The following is an 18,547-nucleotide window of genomic DNA, read 5'->3' as shown; positions in this document are numbered from 1 at the left end:
GCCCACGGCGCCCTGCCCCGCTGGTCGTCCGTTATGCCCAACTCAGCTGTGGGACAGCGGAGGCTGTGGCGAGCCGGCGCTGATGTTCCGGCTCCCGACCGTTATCCCCAACTAACGGCTCGACGGAAGCAGTACCGCCCGGAGGCGGCACCGCCGTCGCGGCTAGCTGGGGGAGGAGCCCCGGCGGCGCAGGTAGCGCTCGAACTCCCGGGCGATCTGGTCGCCGTTGGCCTGCGAGAGGTCGCTCTCGGTGGCCCTTTCCTCGAGCGAGCGCACGTACTCGACGACCTCGGCGTCCTCGTTGGCCATCTCGTCGACGGTCTTGACCCACTCGTCGGCCTGCTGGGGCAGCGCGCCCAGCGGCACGGTCAGTTCGAGGACCTCCTCGACCCGCTGCAGCAGCGCGACCGTCGCCCGGGGGGACGGCGGCTGCGACACGTAGTGGGGAACGGCGGCCCAGAAGCTGATCGCCGGCAGCCCGGCCTGCACGCAGGCGTCCTGGAAGACCCCGAGGATGCCCGTGGGCCCCTCGTAGCGGGAGGTCTCCAGGCCCCACTTCTCGGCCGACTCGGCGTCGTAGGCGGAGCCGGAGACCGGGGTCGGGCGGGTGTGCGGCGTGTCGGCGAGCAGGGCGCCGAGGCCGACCACGGTGCCGGCGTCGAGCTCCTGGCACAGCTCGATGAGCTCCTCGCAGAAGCTGCGCCAGCGCATGTTGGGCTCGATGCCGCGGATCAGGACGACGTCGCGCCCGGCGTCCGGCGGACGGGCCACGGAGATGCGCGTGGTGGGCCACTCGATCCGGCGGCTGACCCCGCCGATCTGCGAGACGGAGGGCCGGTTGACCTGGAAGTCGTAGTAGTCCTCGGGGTCGATCGCGGCGAGCGGGGTGGCGTCCCAGATGAGCTCGAGATGCTCCAGCGCCCCGGTCGCGGCGTCCCCGGCGTCGTTCCAGCCCTCGAAGGCGACGACCACCACCGGGTCGTCGAGCCGGGGCAGGTCCTCAGGGGTGGACTTCGGGTCGATCACCCCTGGGAGCCTACGTCGATCGCGCTCCCCGGCCGCGGTCGTCGGCCCGGACGCGCGACCGGCGTCCTCCGCGCGAGCGACCGGGATACCCCCTGTGGGCGGCTACCCTGGCTCGGTGCAGTCCCGCAGTGCGTCGCCCACCCTCCGCCCGGACGCGACCGCGGAGCTCACGGCCGTGCTGCGGCAGCGGATCCTGGTGCTCGACGGTGCCATGGGGACGGCGATCCAGCGCGACCGGCCTGACGAGGCCGGCTACCGCGGCGAGCGCTTCGCCGACTGGCCCACCGACGTGCAGGGCAACAACGACCTGCTGAGCGTCACGCAGCCCGGGCTCGTCGCGGGCATCCACCGCGAGTACCTCGAGGCCGGCGCGGACCTGATCGAGACCAACACCTTCAACGCCACGGCGATCTCGCTGCGCGACTACGGCATGTCCGACCTCGCCTACGAGATCAACCTGGCCTCGGCGCGGCTGGCCCGCGCCGAGGCCGACGCGATGACCGAGCGGACGCCGGACCGGCCCCGCTACGTCGCCGGCGCGCTCGGCCCGACCAGCCGGACGGCGTCCATCTCCCCGGACGTCAACGACCCCGGCGCCCGCAACGTGACCTTCGACGAGCTGGTCGAGGCCTACCTGGAGCAGGCCGACGGGCTGGTCGACGGCGGGGCCGACGTCCTGCTGATCGAGACGGTCTTCGACACGCTCAACGCCAAGGCCGCCGTCTTCGCCCTGGAGACGCTGTTCGAGCAGCGCGGCCGGCGCTGGCCGGTCATGGTCTCTGGCACGATCACCGACGCCTCCGGGCGGACGCTGTCGGGGCAGGTCACCGAGGCCTTCTGGCACTCGATCCGGCACGTGCGCCCGCTGCTGGTCGGCCTCAACTGCGCGCTCGGTGCCGCGGAGATGCGGCCCTACCTGGCCGAGCTCTCCCGTGTCGCCGACACGTTCGTCTCGTGCTACCCGAACGCGGGCCTGCCCAACGCCTTCGGGGAGTACGACGAGTCGCCTGAGGAGACCGCGGCGGTCCTCGCCGAGTTCGCCGACGCCGGGTTCGTCAACGTGGTCGGCGGCTGCTGCGGGACGACGCCCGCGCACATCGCCGCGATCGCCGCGACGGTCGAGGGCCGGTCCCCGCGCACGCCGGCGCAGGTGCGCCCGGCGCTGCGGCTCTCCGGCCTCGAGCCGCTGACCGTCGACGAGGACTCGCTGTTCGTCAACGTCGGCGAGCGCACGAACATCACCGGCTCGGCCCGCTTCCGCAACCTCATCCGCGCCGGCGACTACCCGACCGCGCTGGCCGTCGCGCGGCAGCAGGTGGAGGCCGGCGCCCAGGTCATCGACGTCAACATGGACGAGGGGATGATCGACGGCGTCGAGGCGATGGACCGCTTCCTCAAGCTGGTCGCCGCCGAGCCCGACATCTGCCGGGTGCCGGTGATGGTCGACTCCTCGAAGTGGGAGGTCATCGAGGCCGGCCTCAAGTGCGTGCAGGGCAAGTCGATCGTCAACTCCATCTCGCTCAAGGCGGGGGAGGAGGAGTTCGTCCGGCACGCTCGGCTGTGCCGCAAGCACGGTGCCGCCGTCGTCGTCATGGCCTTCGACGAGCGGGGGCAGGCGGACTCCCTCCAGCGGCGCCAGGAGATCTGCCGGCGGGCCTACGACATCCTCGTCGGGGAGGTCGGCTTCCCGGCCGAGGACGTCATCTTCGACCCCAACGTCTTCGCCGTCGCCACGGGCATCGAGGAGCACGCCGCCTACGGGCTGGACTTCATCGAGGCCACCCGCTGGATCAAGCGGAACCTCCCCGGTGCGCTGGTCTCCGGCGGCGTCTCGAACGTGTCGTTCTCCTTCCGCGGCAACAACGCCGTCCGCGAGGCGATCCACGCGGTCTTCCTCTACCACGCGATCGCCGCCGGCATGGACATGGGCATCGTCAACGCCGGGGCCCTCGAGGTCTACGACGAGGTGCCCGAGCGGCTGCGCGAGCGGATCGAGGACGTGGTCCTCAACCGGCGTCCCGACGCCACCGAGCGGCTGCTGGAGATCGCCGGCGAGTACGCCTCCAGCGGCGCGCCCCAGGAGGTCGCCTCCGAGCAGTGGCGCGGGCTGCCGGTCGAGGAGCGCATCACGCACGCCCTGGTGAAGGGCATCGACGGGTTCGTCGAGGCCGACACCGAGGAGCTGCGGGCGCAGATCGCCGCGCGCGGCGGCCGCCCGATCGAGGTCATCGAGGGCCCGCTGATGCGGGGCATGAACGTCGTCGGCGACCTGTTCGGCGCCGGGAAGATGTTCCTGCCGCAGGTCGTGAAGTCCGCGCGCGTGATGAAGAAGGCCGTCGCCCACCTCGTGCCCTTCATCGAGGCGGAGAAGCGGCCCGGGGACGCCGAGCGCAGCAACGGCAAGGTCGTCATGGCCACCGTGAAGGGCGACGTCCACGACATCGGCAAGAACATCGTCGGCGTCGTCCTGCAGTGCAACAACTACGACGTCGTCGACCTCGGCGTCATGGTCCCCGCGCAGCAGGTGCTCGACACCGCCAAGCACGAGGGCGCCGACGTCATCGGCCTGTCCGGGCTGATCACGCCGTCCCTCGACGAGATGAGCAACCTGGCCGCCGAGATGGAGCGGCAGGGCTTCGACATCCCGCTGCTCATCGGCGGGGCGACGACCTCGCGCGCGCACACCGCGGTCAAGGTGGCGCCCCGCTACCACGGTCCGGTCATCTGGGTGAAGGACGCCTCCCGGTCGGTGCCGGTCGTGGCCGCGCTGCTGTCCAACGAGCAGCGACCGAAGCTGCTGGCCGACGTCGACACCGAGTACGCCGGCCTGCGCGAGCGGCACGCCGCCCGCCAGGACACCCGCGCACTGCTGCCGCTGGCCGACGCGCGCGCCGCCGCACCGGCGTTCGACTGGAGGAACTACGTCCCGCCGCGGCCGCGGATGCTGCTGCAGCAGGCCCGGGACGTCTGCGCAGGGCCGGCCTGCGACCACCTGCACGGGCGGGTCACCCGCTTCACGCGGGTGTTCGACGACTACCCGCTCGAGGAGCTGCGCGGATACATCGACTGGCAGCCGTTCTTCAACGCCTGGGAGATGCGCGGCCGGTTCCCCGACATCCTGCACAACCCCGCGACCGGCGAGGCCGCGCGGCGGCTGTATGAGGACGCCCAGGGGATGCTCGACCGGATCGTCAGGGAGCGCTGGCTGCGGGCCAGGGGCGTGTTCGGCCTGTTCCCGGCCAACCGGGTGGACGGCGAGGACATCGAGGTCTACACCGACGAGTCGCGCACCGCCGTCCGGACGACGCTGCACCAGCTGCGCCAGCAGACCGAGGGCCGCGACGGCTCGCCGCGCAAGTCCCTCGCCGACTTCGTCGCGCCGAAGGAGAGCGGGCTGCGCGACCACGTGGGTGCCTTCGCGGTGACCGCCGGCATCGGCGCGGCCGAGCGGGTCGCGGCGTTCAAGGCGGCCAACGACGACTACAGCGCGATCCTGCTCGAGGCGCTGGCCGACCGGCTCGCCGAGGCGTTCGCCGAGCGGCTGCACGAGCGGGTGCGCCGCGAGTTCTGGGGCTACGCCGCCGACGAGCACCTCGACAACGACGCGCTGATCGCCGAGCGCTACCGCGGCATCCGCCCCGCACCGGGCTACCCGGCGTGCCCCGAGCACACCGAGAAGCGCACCATCTGGCAGTTGCTCGACGTCGAGGCGACCACCGGCATCACGCTCACCGAGAGCATGGCCATGTGGCCCGGTGCCGCGGTCAGCGGCCTCTACTTCGCCCACCCGCAGTCGCGCTACTTCCTGCTGGGGCGGCTCGGCCGCGACCAGGTCGAGGACTACGCGCGGCGCAAGGGCTGGACGCTCGCCGAGGCCGAGCGCTGGCTCTCACCGAACCTGGGGTACCGCACCGACGACGAGTGAAGGACCCCGGTGCCCTACGCCCCGCCAGCTCGGCGCTGCGCCCTGCACCGGGGCCACCCGGCGCCCGGCCGCGCCGTACCGTCGAAGGGGTGCACACCGAGACGAGCGACGCGGGCGATCCGACGCTGCCGGCAGCGGGCCGGTTGCAGGCTCTCCTGTTCGACATGGACGGCACGCTCGTCGAGACCGAGCAGCACTGGGGTGCGGCGATGTTCGCCCTCGCCCGCCGGCTCGGCGGGGAGATGTCGGCCGAGGCGCGGGAGCGGACCGTCGGCACGAGCATGGCGACGGCGCTGGACGTCCTCTACGCCGACCTGGGTGTGAGCCGCGGCGAGGCGGAGGCGCGCGCCGACGCCCGCTGGATCGAGGACACCGTCGCGGAGCTGCTCACCGGGCCGCTCACCTGGCGGCCCGGTGCTCGCGAGCTGCTCGTCGAGGCCCGGCACGCCGCGCTGCCGACGGCGCTGGTGACCACCACGCCGCGGCGGCTGGCCACCACCGTGCTGGCCGAGGTCGACCGCGACCTCGACGGGCTGCCTGCCTTCGACGTGACCGTCTGCGGCGACGAGGTGCCCGCGCGCAAGCCCGATCCGGCGCCCTACCGCCGAGCGATGGCCGCTCTCGGCGTGGACGCCGCCGGCTGCGTGGCGCTCGAGGACTCGCTGTCCGGGGTCACGGCCGGGCTGGCCGCCGGGGCCGCGGTGCTCGGCGTGCCGTCCCTGCAGCCGCTGCCCGAGCGGCCCGGGCTGGTGCTGCGCGACACCCTGGCCGGGGTACGGCTGGCCGACCTCACCGAGGTGCTGGCCGCCCGCGACGCCGTGGACGCCCGCGCCTAGAGCGGCACCTCCCGCCCGCGGGAGACGACGGCGCGGGGCCGCTGCAGGGCCGGGACGTCGGTCGGGACGTCGCCGTCGGCGACCAGCAGGTCGGCGTCGTACCCGGCCGCCAGCCGTCCGGTGCGGTCGCCCAGCCCGCACGCGCGCGCCGCCCGGGCCGTCGCCGCGGTGAGGGCCTCGGCGAGCGGCACGCCGCACCGGTCCACCAGGTCGGCGACCGCGTGGGCCACCTGGCCGTGCGGCTTCGGAGGGCCGACCCCGGCGTCGGTGCCGGCCAGCAGGGTCACGCCTGCCCGGTGCAGCTCTGCGACGTGCGGCAGGTGCTGCTCGACCGTGGCGCCGACCGCCTGCATCCGGGCCTGCACGTGCGGCGGGGGATCGACCCCCGGCAGGAAGCCCACGGTGGGGCACACCCAGGTGCCGGCGGCGGCCAGGGCGGCACCCAGCTCCGGCGGCAGCCGCGGGCCGGTGGGGGTGAGGCAGCTGCAGTGCTCGATGCCGTCGACGCCGGCCGCCACGCTGCGCTCGACGGCCGCCAGGCCGTGCGCGTGCGCGGTCACCGGCAGCCCGAGCCCGTGCGCCTCCTCGACCAGGGCGCGCAGTTCCTCGGGCGTGAACTGGCACGCGGTGAGGTCGGTGCCGGGGGTCAGCAGGCCGCCGCTGGCCATGACCTTCACGACTCCGGCGCCCCGCTCCGCCCGCTCGCGCACCGCGCGGCGCAGCGCCTCGACCCCCACGGATTCGCCGCCCATCGACCAGCAGTGCCCGCCCGGGGAGGTGATCGGAGGCCCGGCGGCGACGACGGTCGGCCGCGCGCCGTCGCGTCCGGCCCGCTCGAGCACGGCCCACTCGTGGTCGCCGAGGTCGCGCACGGCGGTGACCCCCGCCCGCAGCGTGGCCTGCTCGGCGGCCGTGACGACGGCGTCGAGCTCTGCGCGGTCCAGCTCGGGGATCCGGTCCAGCGCCCGCGGGCCGGCGTCGCCGCAGAGGTGCACGTGGGTGTCGACCAGACCGGGCAGCAGCGTGCCGCCGGCGGCGTCGGCGACCGGGCAGCCCTCCGGCGCCGGTGCGGTCGCGGGCTCGACGCCCACGATGGTGCTGCCCTCGACGAGGACCAGCGCCCCGCCGTCGAGGAACCGCTCGCCGTCGAAGGCCCGCGGTGCCCGGTAACCGCGCATGGGGAATGCTCCCGCGGTCGGTGCACCGGGTCCAGCGCGTCTCGTAGGTGCGCGCCGCGGCCTGCAGCCCGGCGGCCTCGTAGCAGGCGAACCCCTCCGGGTCGTCGGCGGACAGCTGGAGCTCGCAGCAGCCGGCGGCCTCGCCGTGCGCCCGGGCTGCCGCCAGCAGCGCCCGGCCGACCCCGGCCCGGCGCGCGTCCGCGTCGACGACGACGTCCTCGACCAGCAGGCACGGCCGTCCCGCACGGGGCCGTGTTGGCCAGGACCGTGAGGTCCGCCGTGCCGACGACCGCTCCGCCGACCTCGGCGACCAGCACCGTTCGCGCGGGCGTGGCGCGCGTGGCGGCCCGGGCCGCCTCGACCGCGGCGTCGGCCCGCAGGTCGAGCTCCGGGGACAGCCGCACCGCGTCGGACGGGGCGCCGGCGTCCTGCAGGGTCCCGCCGCGAGCTCCGGGTGGCGGGGGCAGGGACCTCTCTCAGTCGCGCTCGACGACCGGCAGGGTGGCCCACCCGGCTGCGGCGGCGGCCTCGGCCGGGAACGGCGGAGGCGTGCCGCCGAACGACGGGCACAGCGCCTGGTGGTCGCACCAGTCGCACAGCCGGGTGCGGTTGGGCCGGAAGTCGCCGGTCGCCACCGCACGCTCGATCGCCGCCCAGATGGCCTGCAGCGTGCGTTCGAATCGGACCAGCTCGGCCTCGTCGGGCGCGTAGGTGAGCGCGTCGCCGTTGCCGAGGTACAGCAGCTTGAGCTGGCTGGCCACCACGCCGCGGGTGCGCCACAGCACCAGCGCGTAGAACTTCATCTGGAACAGGGCCTTGCCCTCGAACGCCTCGCGCGGCATCGACCCCGTCTTGTAGTCGACCACCCGGATGGCGCCGTTGGGCGCGACGTCGAGCCGGTCGACGAAGCCCCGCAGCAGCAGCCCGTCGGGCAGGGTGACCTCGACCAGCTCCTCGCGCCCGTGCGGCTCGATGCGCGACGGGTCCTCGAGGGTGAAGTAGGTCTCCACCAGCTTGCCGGCCGACGCCAGCCACGCCTCCAGGGAGGGGGCCTCCGGGGACGGGGCCTCCGGGGACGGGGCCTCCGGGGTCGGGGCCTCCACGGACTGCTCGGCGGGTGCGTCGGCGGCGGCGCCTCCCGTGAACAGCTCGGCGACCTCCGGGTCGGCCCGCAGCTCCTCCCACGCCGGGGCGACCAGCTCGCGTGCCGCCTCCGGCGTGCGCTCTCGGGCGGGCAGGTCGTAGAGCCGCTCGAGGACGGCGTGCACCAGCGTGCCGCGGACCGCGGCCAGGCTCTTGCGCTCGGGCAGCCGGTCGATCGTGCGGAAGCGGTACAGCAGCGGACAGGTCTTGAAGTCGGCCGCCCGGCTCGGGGACAGCGAGGGGCGGCGCGGCGCCCGCCCCTCGACCGTCCCCGTGTCGGCGACGGGGGCGTCCGGGGAAGAGGCAGCCGCGTGCGCGGGCTGCCCGGTCTGCACCATCGTCACCTCTCCGAGGCTAGGCCGGGGTACCGACAGAACGGAGAGCGCGCGCCGGACAGCCGGCGCACCTCCGTAGGCTGGCCGCCCGTGGACGCGCAGCAGCAGACCGCCGAGACGACCGACGGCACGGCCGGGGCCCCGCGCGGGGAGCCGGTCGCGGGGGCCTTCGTCGCCGGTGACCGGGTGCAGCTGACCGACCCCAAGGGCCGGCTGCACACCGTCGTCCTCGAGCCCGGCAAGCTCTTCCACACCCACCGCGGCGCGATCGCGCACGACGACCTCATCGGCGCGCCCGAGGGCTCGGTGGTCCACTCGACGGCCAACACCGGCTACCTGGCGTTCCGGCCGCTGCTGGCCGACTTCGTGCTCTCGATGCCGCGGGGTGCGCAGGTCATCTACCCCAAGGACGCCGCGCAGATCGTCGGCTTCGGCGACATCGGTCCGGGCATGCGGGTGCTCGAGGCGGGCGCCGGCTCCGGGGCGCTGACCTGCTCGCTGCTGCGCGCGGTGGGCGAGCACGGCCGCGTCACCAGCTACGAGCGCCGCGAGGACTTCGCCGACGTCGCCCGTGCCAACGTCGGTGCCTTCTTCGGCGAGGTCCCGGCCACCTGGTCGTTGCGGCTGGGCGACCTCGACCAGCACGCGGCCGAGGAGGTCGTCGACCGGGTGGTGCTGGACATGCTCGAACCCTGGGCGGTGCTGCCGACCGTCGCCGCCGCGCTGCGTCCCGGCGGCGTCCTGGTCGGCTACGTGGCCACGACCACCCAGCTGTCCACCTACGTCGAGGCGCTGCGGGCCCAGGGGGTGTGGACCGAGCCGCACGCGTGGGAGTCCCTGCTGCGGCCCTGGCACGCGGTCGGCCTCGCCGTCCGTCCCGAGCACCGGATGGTCGCGCACACCGCCTTCCTGGTCACCGCGCGCCGGCTGGCCGAGGGCGTCGTCGCCCCGGTGCGGCAGCGACGGGCGCAGAAGGGCTGACCCGGCCCCACTGCAGGGGCCCGCGCCGAGCTCGCGAGGCCGTGGGGAGCAGCGGGGTCCTTCCCCAGCGAGCCCCGGGCACGCTGTCGCCGGGCGTGTATAGATTTGCGTCCTGGCTCTCCCGATGTGTCGGAGGTGCGCGATGGGCCCCGGTCTTGGCAATGGTCCCGACGAGTTCAGGGCGCGGCGCGAGCGTGACGTGACGGCGCTGCTCAGCCAGATCTCCTACCTGGAGGAGGAGATCGGCCTGCTGCGCCGCAAGGTGGCGGAGAGCCCCCGGCAGCTCCGGCTGCTGGAGGAGCGCCTCGCGGAGGCGGAGGGCCGGGCGGCCTTCCTGTCCGAGCGCAACGACAAGCTCGCCGGCACGCTGCGCGACGCCCGTGACCAGCTGGTCACGCTCAAGGAGGAGGTCGACCGGCTCGGCCAGCCGCCGTCCGGCTACGGCGTCTTCCTCACCCGCCACGACGACGGCACGGTGGACGTCTTCACCGGCGGCCGCAAGCTGCGCGTCTCGGTCTCCCCGGCCGTGGAGGTCGACGACCTCCGGCGCGGCCAGGAGGTGATGCTCAACGAGGCGATGAACGTCGTCGAGGCCTGCGGCTTCGAGCGCGCCGGCGACGTCGTGATGCTCAAGGAGCTGCTCGAGCCGGTCGAGGGCGAGGCCCCGCGCGCGCTGGTCATCGGGCACACCGACGAGGAGCGCGTCGTCCAGCTCGCCGACTCCCTCGCCGACCAGCCGCTGCGCAGCGGCGACTCGCTGCTGCTGGAGACCCGCTCGGGCTACGTCTACGAGCGGATCCCCAAGAGCGAGGTCGAGGAGCTCGTGCTGGAGGAGGTCCCCGACATCGACTACAGCGACATCGGTGGGCTGTCCCGGCAGATCGAGCAGATCCGCGACGCCGTCGAGCTGCCGTTCCTGCACGCCGACCTGTTCCGCGAGTACGAGCTGCGTCCGCCCAAGGGCATCCTGCTCTACGGCCCGCCCGGCTGCGGCAAGACGCTCATCGCCAAGGCCGTCGCCAACTCCCTGGCCAAGAAGGTCTCCGCGGTGAAGGGGGAGGGCCAGGCGAGGTCCTACTTCCTCAACATCAAGGGCCCCGAGCTGCTCAACAAGTACGTCGGCGAGACCGAGCGGCACATCCGGCTCGTCTTCCAGCGGGCCCGTGAGAAGGCCGGCGAGGGGACGCCGGTCATCGTCTTCTTCGACGAGATGGACTCGATCTTCCGCACCCGCGGGTCCGGGGTCTCCTCGGACGTCGAGTCGACGATCGTGCCCCAGCTGCTCAGCGAGATCGACGGCGTGGAGGGGCTGGAGAACGTCATCGTCATCGGCGCCTCCAACCGCGAGGACATGATCGACCCGGCGATCCTGCGGCCCGGCCGCCTCGACGTGAAGATCAAGATCGAGCGGCCGGACGCCGAGGCCGCCCGCGACATCTTCAGCAAGTACCTGACGACCACGCTGCCGCTGCACCCCGACGACCTCGCCGAGCACGGCAACAGCCGCGAGGCCACCGTGGGCGGGATGATCCAGCGCACCGTCGAGCGGATGTACACCGAGAGCGAGGAGAACCGCTTCCTCGAGGTGACCTACGCCAACGGTGACAAGGAGGTCCTGTACTTCAAGGACTTCAACTCCGGGGCGATGCTGCAGAACATCGTCGACCGCGCGAAGAAGATGGCGATCAAGGAGCGGCTGGAGACCGGCGCCGGCGGCCTGCGCGTCGGCCACCTGATGCAGGCCTGCCTCGACGAGTTCAAGGAGAACGAGGACCTGCCCAACACCACCAACCCCGACGACTGGGCGCGGATCTCGGGCAAGAAGGGCGAGCGGATCGTCTACATCCGCACGCTCATCAGCGGCAAGGGCACCGAGAGCGGTCGCGCCATCGACACCGCGACGAACACCGGCCAGTACCTGTAGGAGGAGGACCTCCGGGAGGACCCCGTCCTCCTCACGGCAGGCCCTGGACGAGGCCGGCCGACGGCCCGGTCCCCGCGACGGCGGGGCCGGGCCGTCCGTCGTCCGGGGGTCCGTCCGCCGGGCGGGACGGGTGATCCCGCCCGCGCCGGGCCTCCGAGCCGGGCGAGATCGCCGATCCCGCCGCGAGGAGGCGCATGGTCGGCGGGCGGCCGCCGGTCTCCCGGACGGTGTCGCTCCGGACGCCTAGGGTGGCGACATGAGCGTGCGGCGGGTCATGGGTACCGAGGTCGAGTACGGCATCTCGGTGCCCGGGCAGCCGACGGCGAACCCGACGACGCTGTCGAGCCAGGTCGTGAACGCCTGGTCGGTGGCGGAGGCGCCGACGCCCCGCCGGCCGCGCTGGGACTTCGAGGAGGAGTCCCCGCTGCGCGACGCCCGGGGCTTCGACCTGTCCCCGGCCCAGGCGCTGGACCACAACGACCTGGAGGAGGACTCGGGGATGGCCAACGTCATCCTCACCAACGGAGCCCGCCTCTACGTCGACCACGCGCACCCGGAGTACTCCACGCCGGAGGTCACCAACCCGCGCGACGTCGTCCTGTGGGACAAGGCGGGCGAGCAGGTGATGGCCGAGGCCGCCCGCCGCGCCGCGCGCGTCCCGGGCACCCAGCCGATCTCGCTGTACAAGAACAACACCGACGGCAAGGGCGCCTCCTACGGCGCCCACGAGAACTACCTGATGGACCGGCGGACGCCGTTCCTCGACATCATCCGCGGGCTCATCCCGTTCTTCGTGACCCGCCAGGTGGTGGCCGGCTCCGGGCGCGTCGGCATCGGCACCGAGAGCCGCACGCAGGGCTTCCAGCTCTCCCAGCGCGCCGACTTCTTCGAGGTCGAGGTGGGCCTGGAGACGACGCTCAAGCGGCCGATCATCAACACCCGCGACGAGCCGCACGCCGACGCCGACAAGTACCGCCGGCTGCACGTGATCATCGGCGACGCCAACCTCGCCGAGCTCTCGACCTACCTCAAGGTGGGGACGACGGCCCTGGTGCTGGACATGATCGAGGCGCGCACCCTGACCCAGGACCTCTCGATCGAGGAGCCGGTGGCGGCGCTGCAGGCCATCAGCCACGACCCGTCGCTGACCCACCAGGTGCGGCTGCGCGACGGGCGCCGGATGACGGCGCTGGAGGTGCAGCTGGCGTACCTCGAGATGGCGCAGCGGCACGTCGACCGGCGCGGGGAGGACGACGGCCAGGCCGCCGACGTGCTGCGCCGGTGGGCCGAGGTCCTCGAGGACCTCGCGATCGACCCGATGCGCTGCGCCGACCGGCTCGACTGGCCGGCCAAGCTGCGGCTCCTGGAGGGCTATCGCTCGCGCGACGGGCTGTCGTGGGGCGACTCGCGGCTGCACCTGGTCGACCTCCAGTACTCCGACGTGCGGCCGGAGAAGGGGCTGTACCACCGGCTGGTGTCGCGCGGCTCGATGCAGCGGTTGGTCACCGACGACGAGGTGACGCGGGCGATGGTGCGCCCGCCGGCTGACACCCGGGCCTTCTTCCGCGGGGAGTGCCTGCGCCGTTACCCGGCCCAGGTCGCCGCGGCGTCGTGGGACTCGGTGGTCTTCGACCTCGGCCGGGAGAACCTGGTGCGCATCCCGACCATGGAGCCGCTGCGGGGCACCCGGGACCACGTCGGAGAGCTGTTCGAGGCGACGACCTCGGCCCAGGAGCTGGTCGACACGATCACCGGCGGTTGACCCCGGTCGGTCGACCTCCGAACGTGGCACCCCGCGGGTAGCTTCAGCACCAGGGCACGGCCCAGAGCACCAGCCACGACCTGCACCGGGAGGAACCCATGGCCACGAGGGACGGCGGCGGTCAGCAGCGTTCGACGCGCAACCGGGAGGAGACCGAGGAGGTCGAGGCGTCGGTCGACGCCGAGGTCGCCGAGCGGCACAAGGAGGTCTCCGAGGACCTCGACTCCATCCTCGACGAGATCGATGAGGTGTTGGAGGAGAACTCGGAGGAATTCGTGCGCAGCTACGTGCAGAAAGGGGGTCAGTGACCGAGATCATCTCGGTCTGCCGGTCCCGGTCACGTGGCGACGAAGTCCTGTCGTGACTGCGGGGCTCACCGTCCTGTGTCCGAGTCCAGCACGAGCGGGAGGTCTCGGGACGGGCTGGCGTTCTCCTGTCGCCGGCACTCGGCGGAGCGCGCCGCGCGGAGCCGCGGAGCCCGGCGCGTACGACCGCGCACACCAGTTCGCCGCACCCGGCCGCACCGTGCCGGGTGGTCACACGTGGCGCCCCGCCTGCGGATCCGTGAAGTCGCTGGAGGTGTCCCCGCGTGCGACCGCCGCCCGGTCGGGCGTGCCACCCACTGCCTTCCTCGCCACACCGTGCGGAGCAGAGTGTCCAGGATCGAGGCCGAGCCAACGGCAGCCGCCCGCACCGGACACGGCCAGCCGTCCCGCGAGCCCGCCGGTAGGGTCGTGACGGCGTCCTGACCGGCCCCGCAGAGGGCCCGTGCACAGGCGCCGAACGAGTGAGGCTGCTGGTCCCCGGTGGCGAGAGAGGCGGATGGGTGAGCGAGTCGTCGGCTGGCCGGAGCGGGTTCACGCCCGCCTACCTGGACCGGGTGGGGTCCTCGTTCACCGACTTCCTCGCGGCGGCCGCACCGGACCTGCTGCCGGGCCGGCGTCCGGTGCCGCAGCTGCCCGTCGGTGACGTCACGCCGCACGGCACCACCATCGTCTCGGTCACGTACGACGGCGGCGTCCTCATGGGCGGCGACCGGCGGGCGACCATGGGGAACCTGATCTCCAGCCGGGACATCGAGAAGGTCTACCCGGCCGACGCCTGGTCGGTCATCGGCATCGCGGGTGCGGCCGGCATCGCCATCGAGATGGTCCGCCTCTACCAGGTCGAGCTCGAGCACTACGAGAAGATCGAGGGCCTCACCCTCTCCCTCGACGGCAAGGCCAACCGGCTGGCCCAGATGATCCGCGGCAACCTCGGCGCCGCGCTGCAGGGCCTGGCCGTCGTGCCGCTGTTCGCCGGCTTCGACCTCGACGCCGCGCCCGACACCACGCCCGGGCGGATCTTCAGCTACGACGTCACCGGCGGGAACTACGAGGAGCGTGGCTACGCCGCCGTGGGCTCCGGCTCGCTGTTCGCCCGCAACTCGCTGAAGAAGACCTGGCGACCGAACCTGGACGGCGACGCCGCCACGCGCAGCCTCGTCGAGGCCCTCTACGACGCCGCCGACGACGACTCGGCGACCGGCGGTCCCGATCCGGTGCGCCGGCTCTACCCGATCGTCTACCGGGTCGACGCCGAGGGCGCCGTCCGGCTAACCGACGACGAGGTCGCCGCCGTCGCGAAGACCATCATCGACGAGCGGGCCGCCGCCGAGGGGCAGGGCTGAACGCCATGACCATGCCGTACTACGCCTCGCCCGAGCAGTTGATGCGCGACAAGTCGGAGTACGCCCGCAAGGGCATCTCCCGCGGTCGCAGCGTCGCCGTCGTCACCTACGCCGACGGCGTGCTGTTCATCGCCGAGAACCCCAGCTCCACGCTGCACAAGGTCGGGGAGATCTACGACCGGATCGGGTTCGCCGCCGTCGGCCGCTACAGCGAGTTCGAGAGCCTGCGGGTGGCCGGCGTGCGGCTGGCCGACGTCCGCGGTTACAGCTACAACCGTCGCGACGTCACCGGCCGGGTGATCGCCAACGCCTACGCGCAGACCCTGGGCGAGGTCTTCACCCAGCAGATGAAGCCCTTCGAGGTCGAGCTGTGCGTCGCCGAGGTGGGCGACACCCCTGAGACCGACCAGCTCTACCGGCTGACCTTCGACGGCTCGGTCGTCGACGAACCGGACTTCGTCGTCATGGGAGGCCAGGCCGAGGCGGTCAGCGCCAACCTGCGCGAGCACTTCCTGCCCGGCATGGGCCTGGCCGAGGCGCTGCGGGTCGGCGTGCAGGCGCTCTCGGCGGTCAGCCCGGCCACCAGCGCCGGCAACGGCGGCCCCGCGCTGCTGTCCGCCGAGCAGCTGGAGGTCGCGGTCCTCGACCGCCGGCGGCCCAAGCGGGCCTTCCGGCGGATCACCGGTGCCGCGCTGCGCACGCTGCTCGACCGCTCCGAGGGCGGCGCGGCCGCCGGCGGCGAGCAGCCGCACACCGCTGCGCACTCCCCGAGCGTCCCCGCGCCGGGCACACCGGCAGGGCTCGGCGACCCCGGCGCACCGGACACCGGCGGGACGGCGGGCAGCGGAGGAGAGGCACCCACCACCTGACCGTGGGCGCCGACCCGACGCCCACCGGGCCCACAGGGGCACGGTGCCCGTGGGAAGCGCAGCCGTCGACGTCGTCGACCCACCGCGAACACCGCCGACGCCATCGTCTCCGTGCAGGTCGGCGCGGTCGTTCGGGGTGTGCTGCCGGTCCGCGAGCGCGTGCTGCGCTCGGCCCGCGGGCCGGGGCGTCGGACCAGCTGCCGTCGGCCGCGGGGACGACGCTGCCGGCCGTCGACGGGCGTGGTCCGCTCCCCGGCTCCTGAGCCGTCCGCCGGGCCCCGGGCGTGCGCGCCAGCCACCCTCCGTCGCCATCGGCGCCTAGGCTCGGTGCGTGGAGCGACGCATCTTCGGCATCGAGACCGAGTACGGCGTGACGTGCACCTTCCGCGGGCAGCGGCGGCTGTCGCCGGACGAGGTGGCCCGGTACCTGTTCCGCCGCGTGGTGTCGTGGGGGCGCAGCTCCAACGTCTTCCTCCGCAACGGCTCGCGGCTGTACCTGGACGTGGGCAGCCACCCCGAGTACGCCACCGCCGAGTGCGACGACCTCACCGAGCTGGTGGTCCACGACAAGGCCGGGGAGCGGATCCTCGAGGGGCTGCTGGTCGACGCCGAGCAACGGCTGGCCGAGGAAGGCGTCACCGGCGACATCTACCTGTTCAAGAACAACACCGACTCGGCCGGCAACAGCTACGGCTGCCACGAGAACTACCTGGTGGGCCGGCACGGGGAGTTCAGCCGGCTGGCCGACGTGCTCATCCCGTTCCTCGTCAGCCGGCAGATCGTCGTCGGCGCGGGCAAGGTGCTGCAGACCCCGCGCGGGGCGATCTACTGCCTCAGCCAGCGCGCCGAGCACATCTGGGAGGGCGTCTCCTCGGCGACCACCCGCTCCCGGCCGATCATCAACACCCGCGACGAGCCGCACGCCGACGCCGAGCGCTACCGGCGGCTGCACGTCATCGTCGGCGACTCCAACATGAACGAGACGACGACGCTGCTCAAGGTGGCCGTCACCGACCTGGTGCTGCGGATGATCGAGGCCGGCGTGCCGATCCGGGACATGACGCTGGAGAACCCGATCCGCGCCATCCGCGAGATCAGCCACGACATGACCGGACGGCGCAAGGTGCGGCTGGCCAACGGCAAGGAGATGTCGGCGCTGGAGATCCAGTCCGAGTACCACTCCCGGGCCGCGGAGTTCGTCGACCGGGAGGGCTTCGGCCCGATCCACCGGCAGATGCTCGAGCTGTGGGGGCGGGTGCTCAAGGCCGTCGACAGCGGCGACCTCTCGCTCATCGAGCGGGAGATCGACTGGGCCACCAAGTACCAGCTCATCGAGCGCTACCGGGCCAAGCGGGACCTGCCCATGAGCTCTCCGCGGGTGGCGCAGATGGACCTGGCCTACCACGACATCAGCCGCACCCGGGGGCTGTACTACCTGCTCGAGCGCAACAACCAGGTCGACCGGGTGGCGCACGAGCCGCGGGTGTTCGAGGCCAAGAACGTGCCTCCGCAGACCACCCGGGCCCGGCTGCGCGGGGAGTTCATCCGCCGGGCGCAGGAGAAGCGTCGCGACTTCACCGTCGACTGGGTGCACCTCAAGCTCAACGACCAGGCGCAGCGCACCGTGCTGTGCAAGGACCCCTTCAAGGCCGTCGACGAGCGCGTGGACAAGCTCATCGCCTCGATGTGACGTGCCCGAGGAGCGGTCCGCGCAGGCACGACGCAGCGGCTCCACGCTGCTGGGGGACGGCTCCTGGCCGCGGTGCGGTCCGGTAGGACGGCGATGCTTCAGTCCAGCGGGACCTGCAGGGCGGCGTAGCGGCCGGCGGCCGCCGCGGCGAGGAAGTAGGCGCGCTCCTCGGGGAAGCTGCGGCCCATCGTCGACAGCGGCACGGGGGACAGGCCCAGTGCCTCCTCCAGCCCGTCGACATCCATCCACACCACCCGGTTGCGCTCGGGCTGGCCGGCGAGGTCCTCCTCGACCTGGCTGCCCAGCTCCGAGCCCAGCCCGCGCGGCGTGACCAGCGTCACCCCGCCCAGCGCCACCCGGCCGAAGGCGGTCAGCGAGTGGTGCGAGACACCGCGGTGCCGCGGACGCGGGTCGGCGTCGGAGATCCGCAGCGCCCCGACCGGCTCCCCGCCCAGCACGGTGACGGCGTTGCACGCCTCGCCGGCGGCGACCCCGGAGAAGCCCCACGGCGTTCCCGTGCCGAGGTTGCCCGGCCCCTGGCTGACGATGGCGACGTCGGCGCCGAGCACGTGCTTGGCCGCCAGCAGACCCGTGTGCAGGGTGACCGCCTCCAGGTCACCGCCGAAGGCCTGGCCCACGGTCACCACGCCGGCCAGCGAGGGGGCCAGCGCCGACAGGGTGCGGGAGAACCCGGCGACCAGCGCGCCGCCGTCGGTCATGACGTAGGCGACCCTCAGGTCGGGGTCGGTGGCCAGGACGCCGATCAGCGCCGCCGGCAGAGCCGAGTGCAGGTCGGCGACGACGACCGGCATCCCGGCGAGGTCCTCGGCGTCGGCGATCGTGCGGTGGTGCTCGGTGTCCTGCTCGTCGACGCCCTGCACGGTCACCTGCAGCGGCGTGTACCGGGCCTTGACCAGGTGGCCGGGGCCCGTGGGGTCCGGCGGCAGCCGGTCGGGGACGGCGACGACGAGCGCGTACCCGCCGGTGCCGAGCCCCTGTGCCCACGCGGTGGTGTTGAGCAGCACCGTGTCGCCGACCTCCGGGACGCCGACCAGCGAGGGGTACGCCAGCGCCCGCACCTCACCGTCGCCGTCCACCTCGGCGGTGAGCTCCTGCGCGTCGCGCCAGGAGCGCCCGAGGGCGGTCACCGTGCCCCGGCGCCACCGGATCCGCTGCTGTGCCGTTCCGCGTTCCCCCACCCGCGCAGGC

13 protein-coding genes and 1 pseudogene are annotated in these 18,547 nt (G+C 73.4%); 9 read left to right on the top strand and 5 right to left on the bottom strand.

Going from position 1 to position 18,547, the window contains the following annotated elements; genetic code table 11:
- Positions 1-162: 162 nt before the first annotated feature.
- Positions 163-1,026, bottom strand: coding sequence for a PAC2 family protein (locus ACWIX3_RS17130; RefSeq protein ID WP_448608543.1), 864 nt, complete (start codon positions 1,024-1,026; stop codon positions 163-165).
- Between the two features lie 115 nt (positions 1,027-1,141).
- Here ACWIX3_RS17130 and metH point away from each other — a divergent pair, with 115 nt between their 5' ends.
- Both metH and ACWIX3_RS17120 read left to right on the top strand, forming a co-directional pair.
- Positions 1,142-4,951, top strand: a complete 3,810-nt coding sequence (gene metH, locus ACWIX3_RS17125) for a methionine synthase (RefSeq protein ID WP_448608542.1) — start codon at positions 1,142-1,144, stop codon at positions 4,949-4,951.
- A gap of 89 nt (positions 4,952-5,040) precedes the next feature.
- The gene (locus tag ACWIX3_RS17120) at positions 5,041-5,787 is read left to right on the top strand and encodes an HAD family hydrolase (protein WP_448608541.1); all 747 of its coding nucleotides are present in this window, start codon (positions 5,041-5,043) and stop codon (positions 5,785-5,787) included.
- Here the strand turns inward: ACWIX3_RS17120 and ACWIX3_RS17115 are convergent.
- The 3 genes and pseudogenes from ACWIX3_RS17115 to ACWIX3_RS17105 form a co-directional block, all read right to left on the bottom strand.
- Entirely contained in the window at positions 5,784-6,965 is a 1,182-nt protein-coding gene (locus ACWIX3_RS17115) for an amidohydrolase family protein (protein ID WP_448608540.1), read from the bottom strand. The genes ACWIX3_RS17120 and ACWIX3_RS17115 overlap by 4 nt on opposite strands.
- A gap of 91 nt (positions 6,966-7,056) precedes the next feature.
- Positions 7,057-7,194, bottom strand: a pseudogene (locus ACWIX3_RS17110) (GNAT family N-acetyltransferase); the annotation flags it as partial.
- A 247-nt stretch (positions 7,195-7,441) separates the two neighbouring features.
- Positions 7,442-8,446, bottom strand: a complete 1,005-nt coding sequence (locus tag ACWIX3_RS17105) for a RecB family exonuclease (RefSeq protein WP_448612484.1) — start codon at positions 8,444-8,446, stop codon at positions 7,442-7,444.
- A gap of 87 nt (positions 8,447-8,533) precedes the next feature.
- Between ACWIX3_RS17105 and ACWIX3_RS17100 the strand changes: the two genes are divergently transcribed.
- The 7 genes from ACWIX3_RS17100 to pafA all read left to right on the top strand — a co-directional run bounded on the left by ACWIX3_RS17100 (position 8,534) and on the right by pafA (position 17,338).
- On the top strand, positions 8,534-9,424 hold the full coding sequence (locus tag ACWIX3_RS17100; protein ID WP_448608539.1) for a tRNA (adenine-N1)-methyltransferase: 891 nt from the start codon (positions 8,534-8,536) through the stop codon (positions 9,422-9,424).
- Between the two features lie 199 nt (positions 9,425-9,623).
- Entirely contained in the window at positions 9,624-11,348 is a 1,725-nt protein-coding gene (gene arc, locus ACWIX3_RS17095; RefSeq protein ID WP_448608538.1) for a proteasome ATPase, read from the top strand.
- 256 nt (positions 11,349-11,604) lie between these two features.
- The gene (gene dop, locus ACWIX3_RS17090) at positions 11,605-13,110 is read left to right on the top strand and encodes a depupylase/deamidase Dop (protein ID WP_448608537.1); all 1,506 of its coding nucleotides are present in this window, start codon (positions 11,605-11,607) and stop codon (positions 13,108-13,110) included.
- Between the two features lie 98 nt (positions 13,111-13,208).
- Positions 13,209-13,418 carry a ubiquitin-like protein Pup gene (locus ACWIX3_RS17085; protein WP_448608536.1) on the top strand — a complete coding sequence of 70 codons (210 nt, stop codon included), beginning with the start codon at positions 13,209-13,211 and terminating at the stop codon, positions 13,416-13,418.
- 518 nt (positions 13,419-13,936) lie between these two features.
- Positions 13,937-14,779, top strand: coding sequence for a proteasome subunit beta (gene prcB / locus ACWIX3_RS17080; RefSeq protein ID WP_448608535.1), 843 nt, complete (start codon positions 13,937-13,939; stop codon positions 14,777-14,779).
- 5 nt (positions 14,780-14,784) lie between these two features.
- Positions 14,785-15,648, top strand: a complete 864-nt coding sequence (gene prcA / locus ACWIX3_RS17075; RefSeq protein WP_448608534.1) for a proteasome subunit alpha — start codon at positions 14,785-14,787, stop codon at positions 15,646-15,648.
- 331 nt (positions 15,649-15,979) lie between these two features.
- Positions 15,980-17,338 carry a Pup--protein ligase gene (pafA, locus tag ACWIX3_RS17070; protein ID WP_448608533.1) on the top strand — a complete coding sequence of 453 codons (1,359 nt, stop codon included), beginning with the start codon at positions 15,980-15,982 and terminating at the stop codon, positions 17,336-17,338.
- A 98-nt stretch (positions 17,339-17,436) separates the two neighbouring features.
- On the opposite strand, the gene ACWIX3_RS17065 is transcribed toward pafA, so the two are convergent.
- A complete protein-coding gene (locus tag ACWIX3_RS17065; protein WP_448608532.1) occupies positions 17,437-18,537 on the bottom strand; it encodes a DUF3866 family protein in 1,101 nt (366 codons plus the stop codon).
- Positions 18,538-18,547 lie beyond the last annotated feature (10 nt).

The organism is Geodermatophilus sp. URMC 60 (assembly GCF_053502585.1).
Note: the sequence above shows the minus strand (reverse complement) of the source record. Positions and strands in the feature narration are given on the sequence as shown.

Bases quoted from the DNA above. Each gene is read 5' to 3' on its own strand.
- ACWIX3_RS17115 (WP_448608540.1), bottom strand. From the start codon at position 6,965: ATGCGCGGTTACCGGGCACCGCGGGCCTTCGACGGCGAGCGGTTCCTC.
- ACWIX3_RS17105 (WP_448612484.1), bottom strand. From the start codon at position 8,446: ATGGTGCAGACCGGGCAGCCCGCGCACGCGGCTGCCTCTTCCCCGGAC.
- dop (WP_448608537.1), top strand. From the start codon at position 11,605: ATGAGCGTGCGGCGGGTCATGGGTACCGAGGTCGAGTACGGCATCTCG.
- ACWIX3_RS17085 (WP_448608536.1), top strand. From the start codon at position 13,209: ATGGCCACGAGGGACGGCGGCGGTCAGCAGCGTTCGACGCGCAACCGG.
- prcA (WP_448608534.1), top strand. From the start codon at position 14,785: ATGACCATGCCGTACTACGCCTCGCCCGAGCAGTTGATGCGCGACAAG.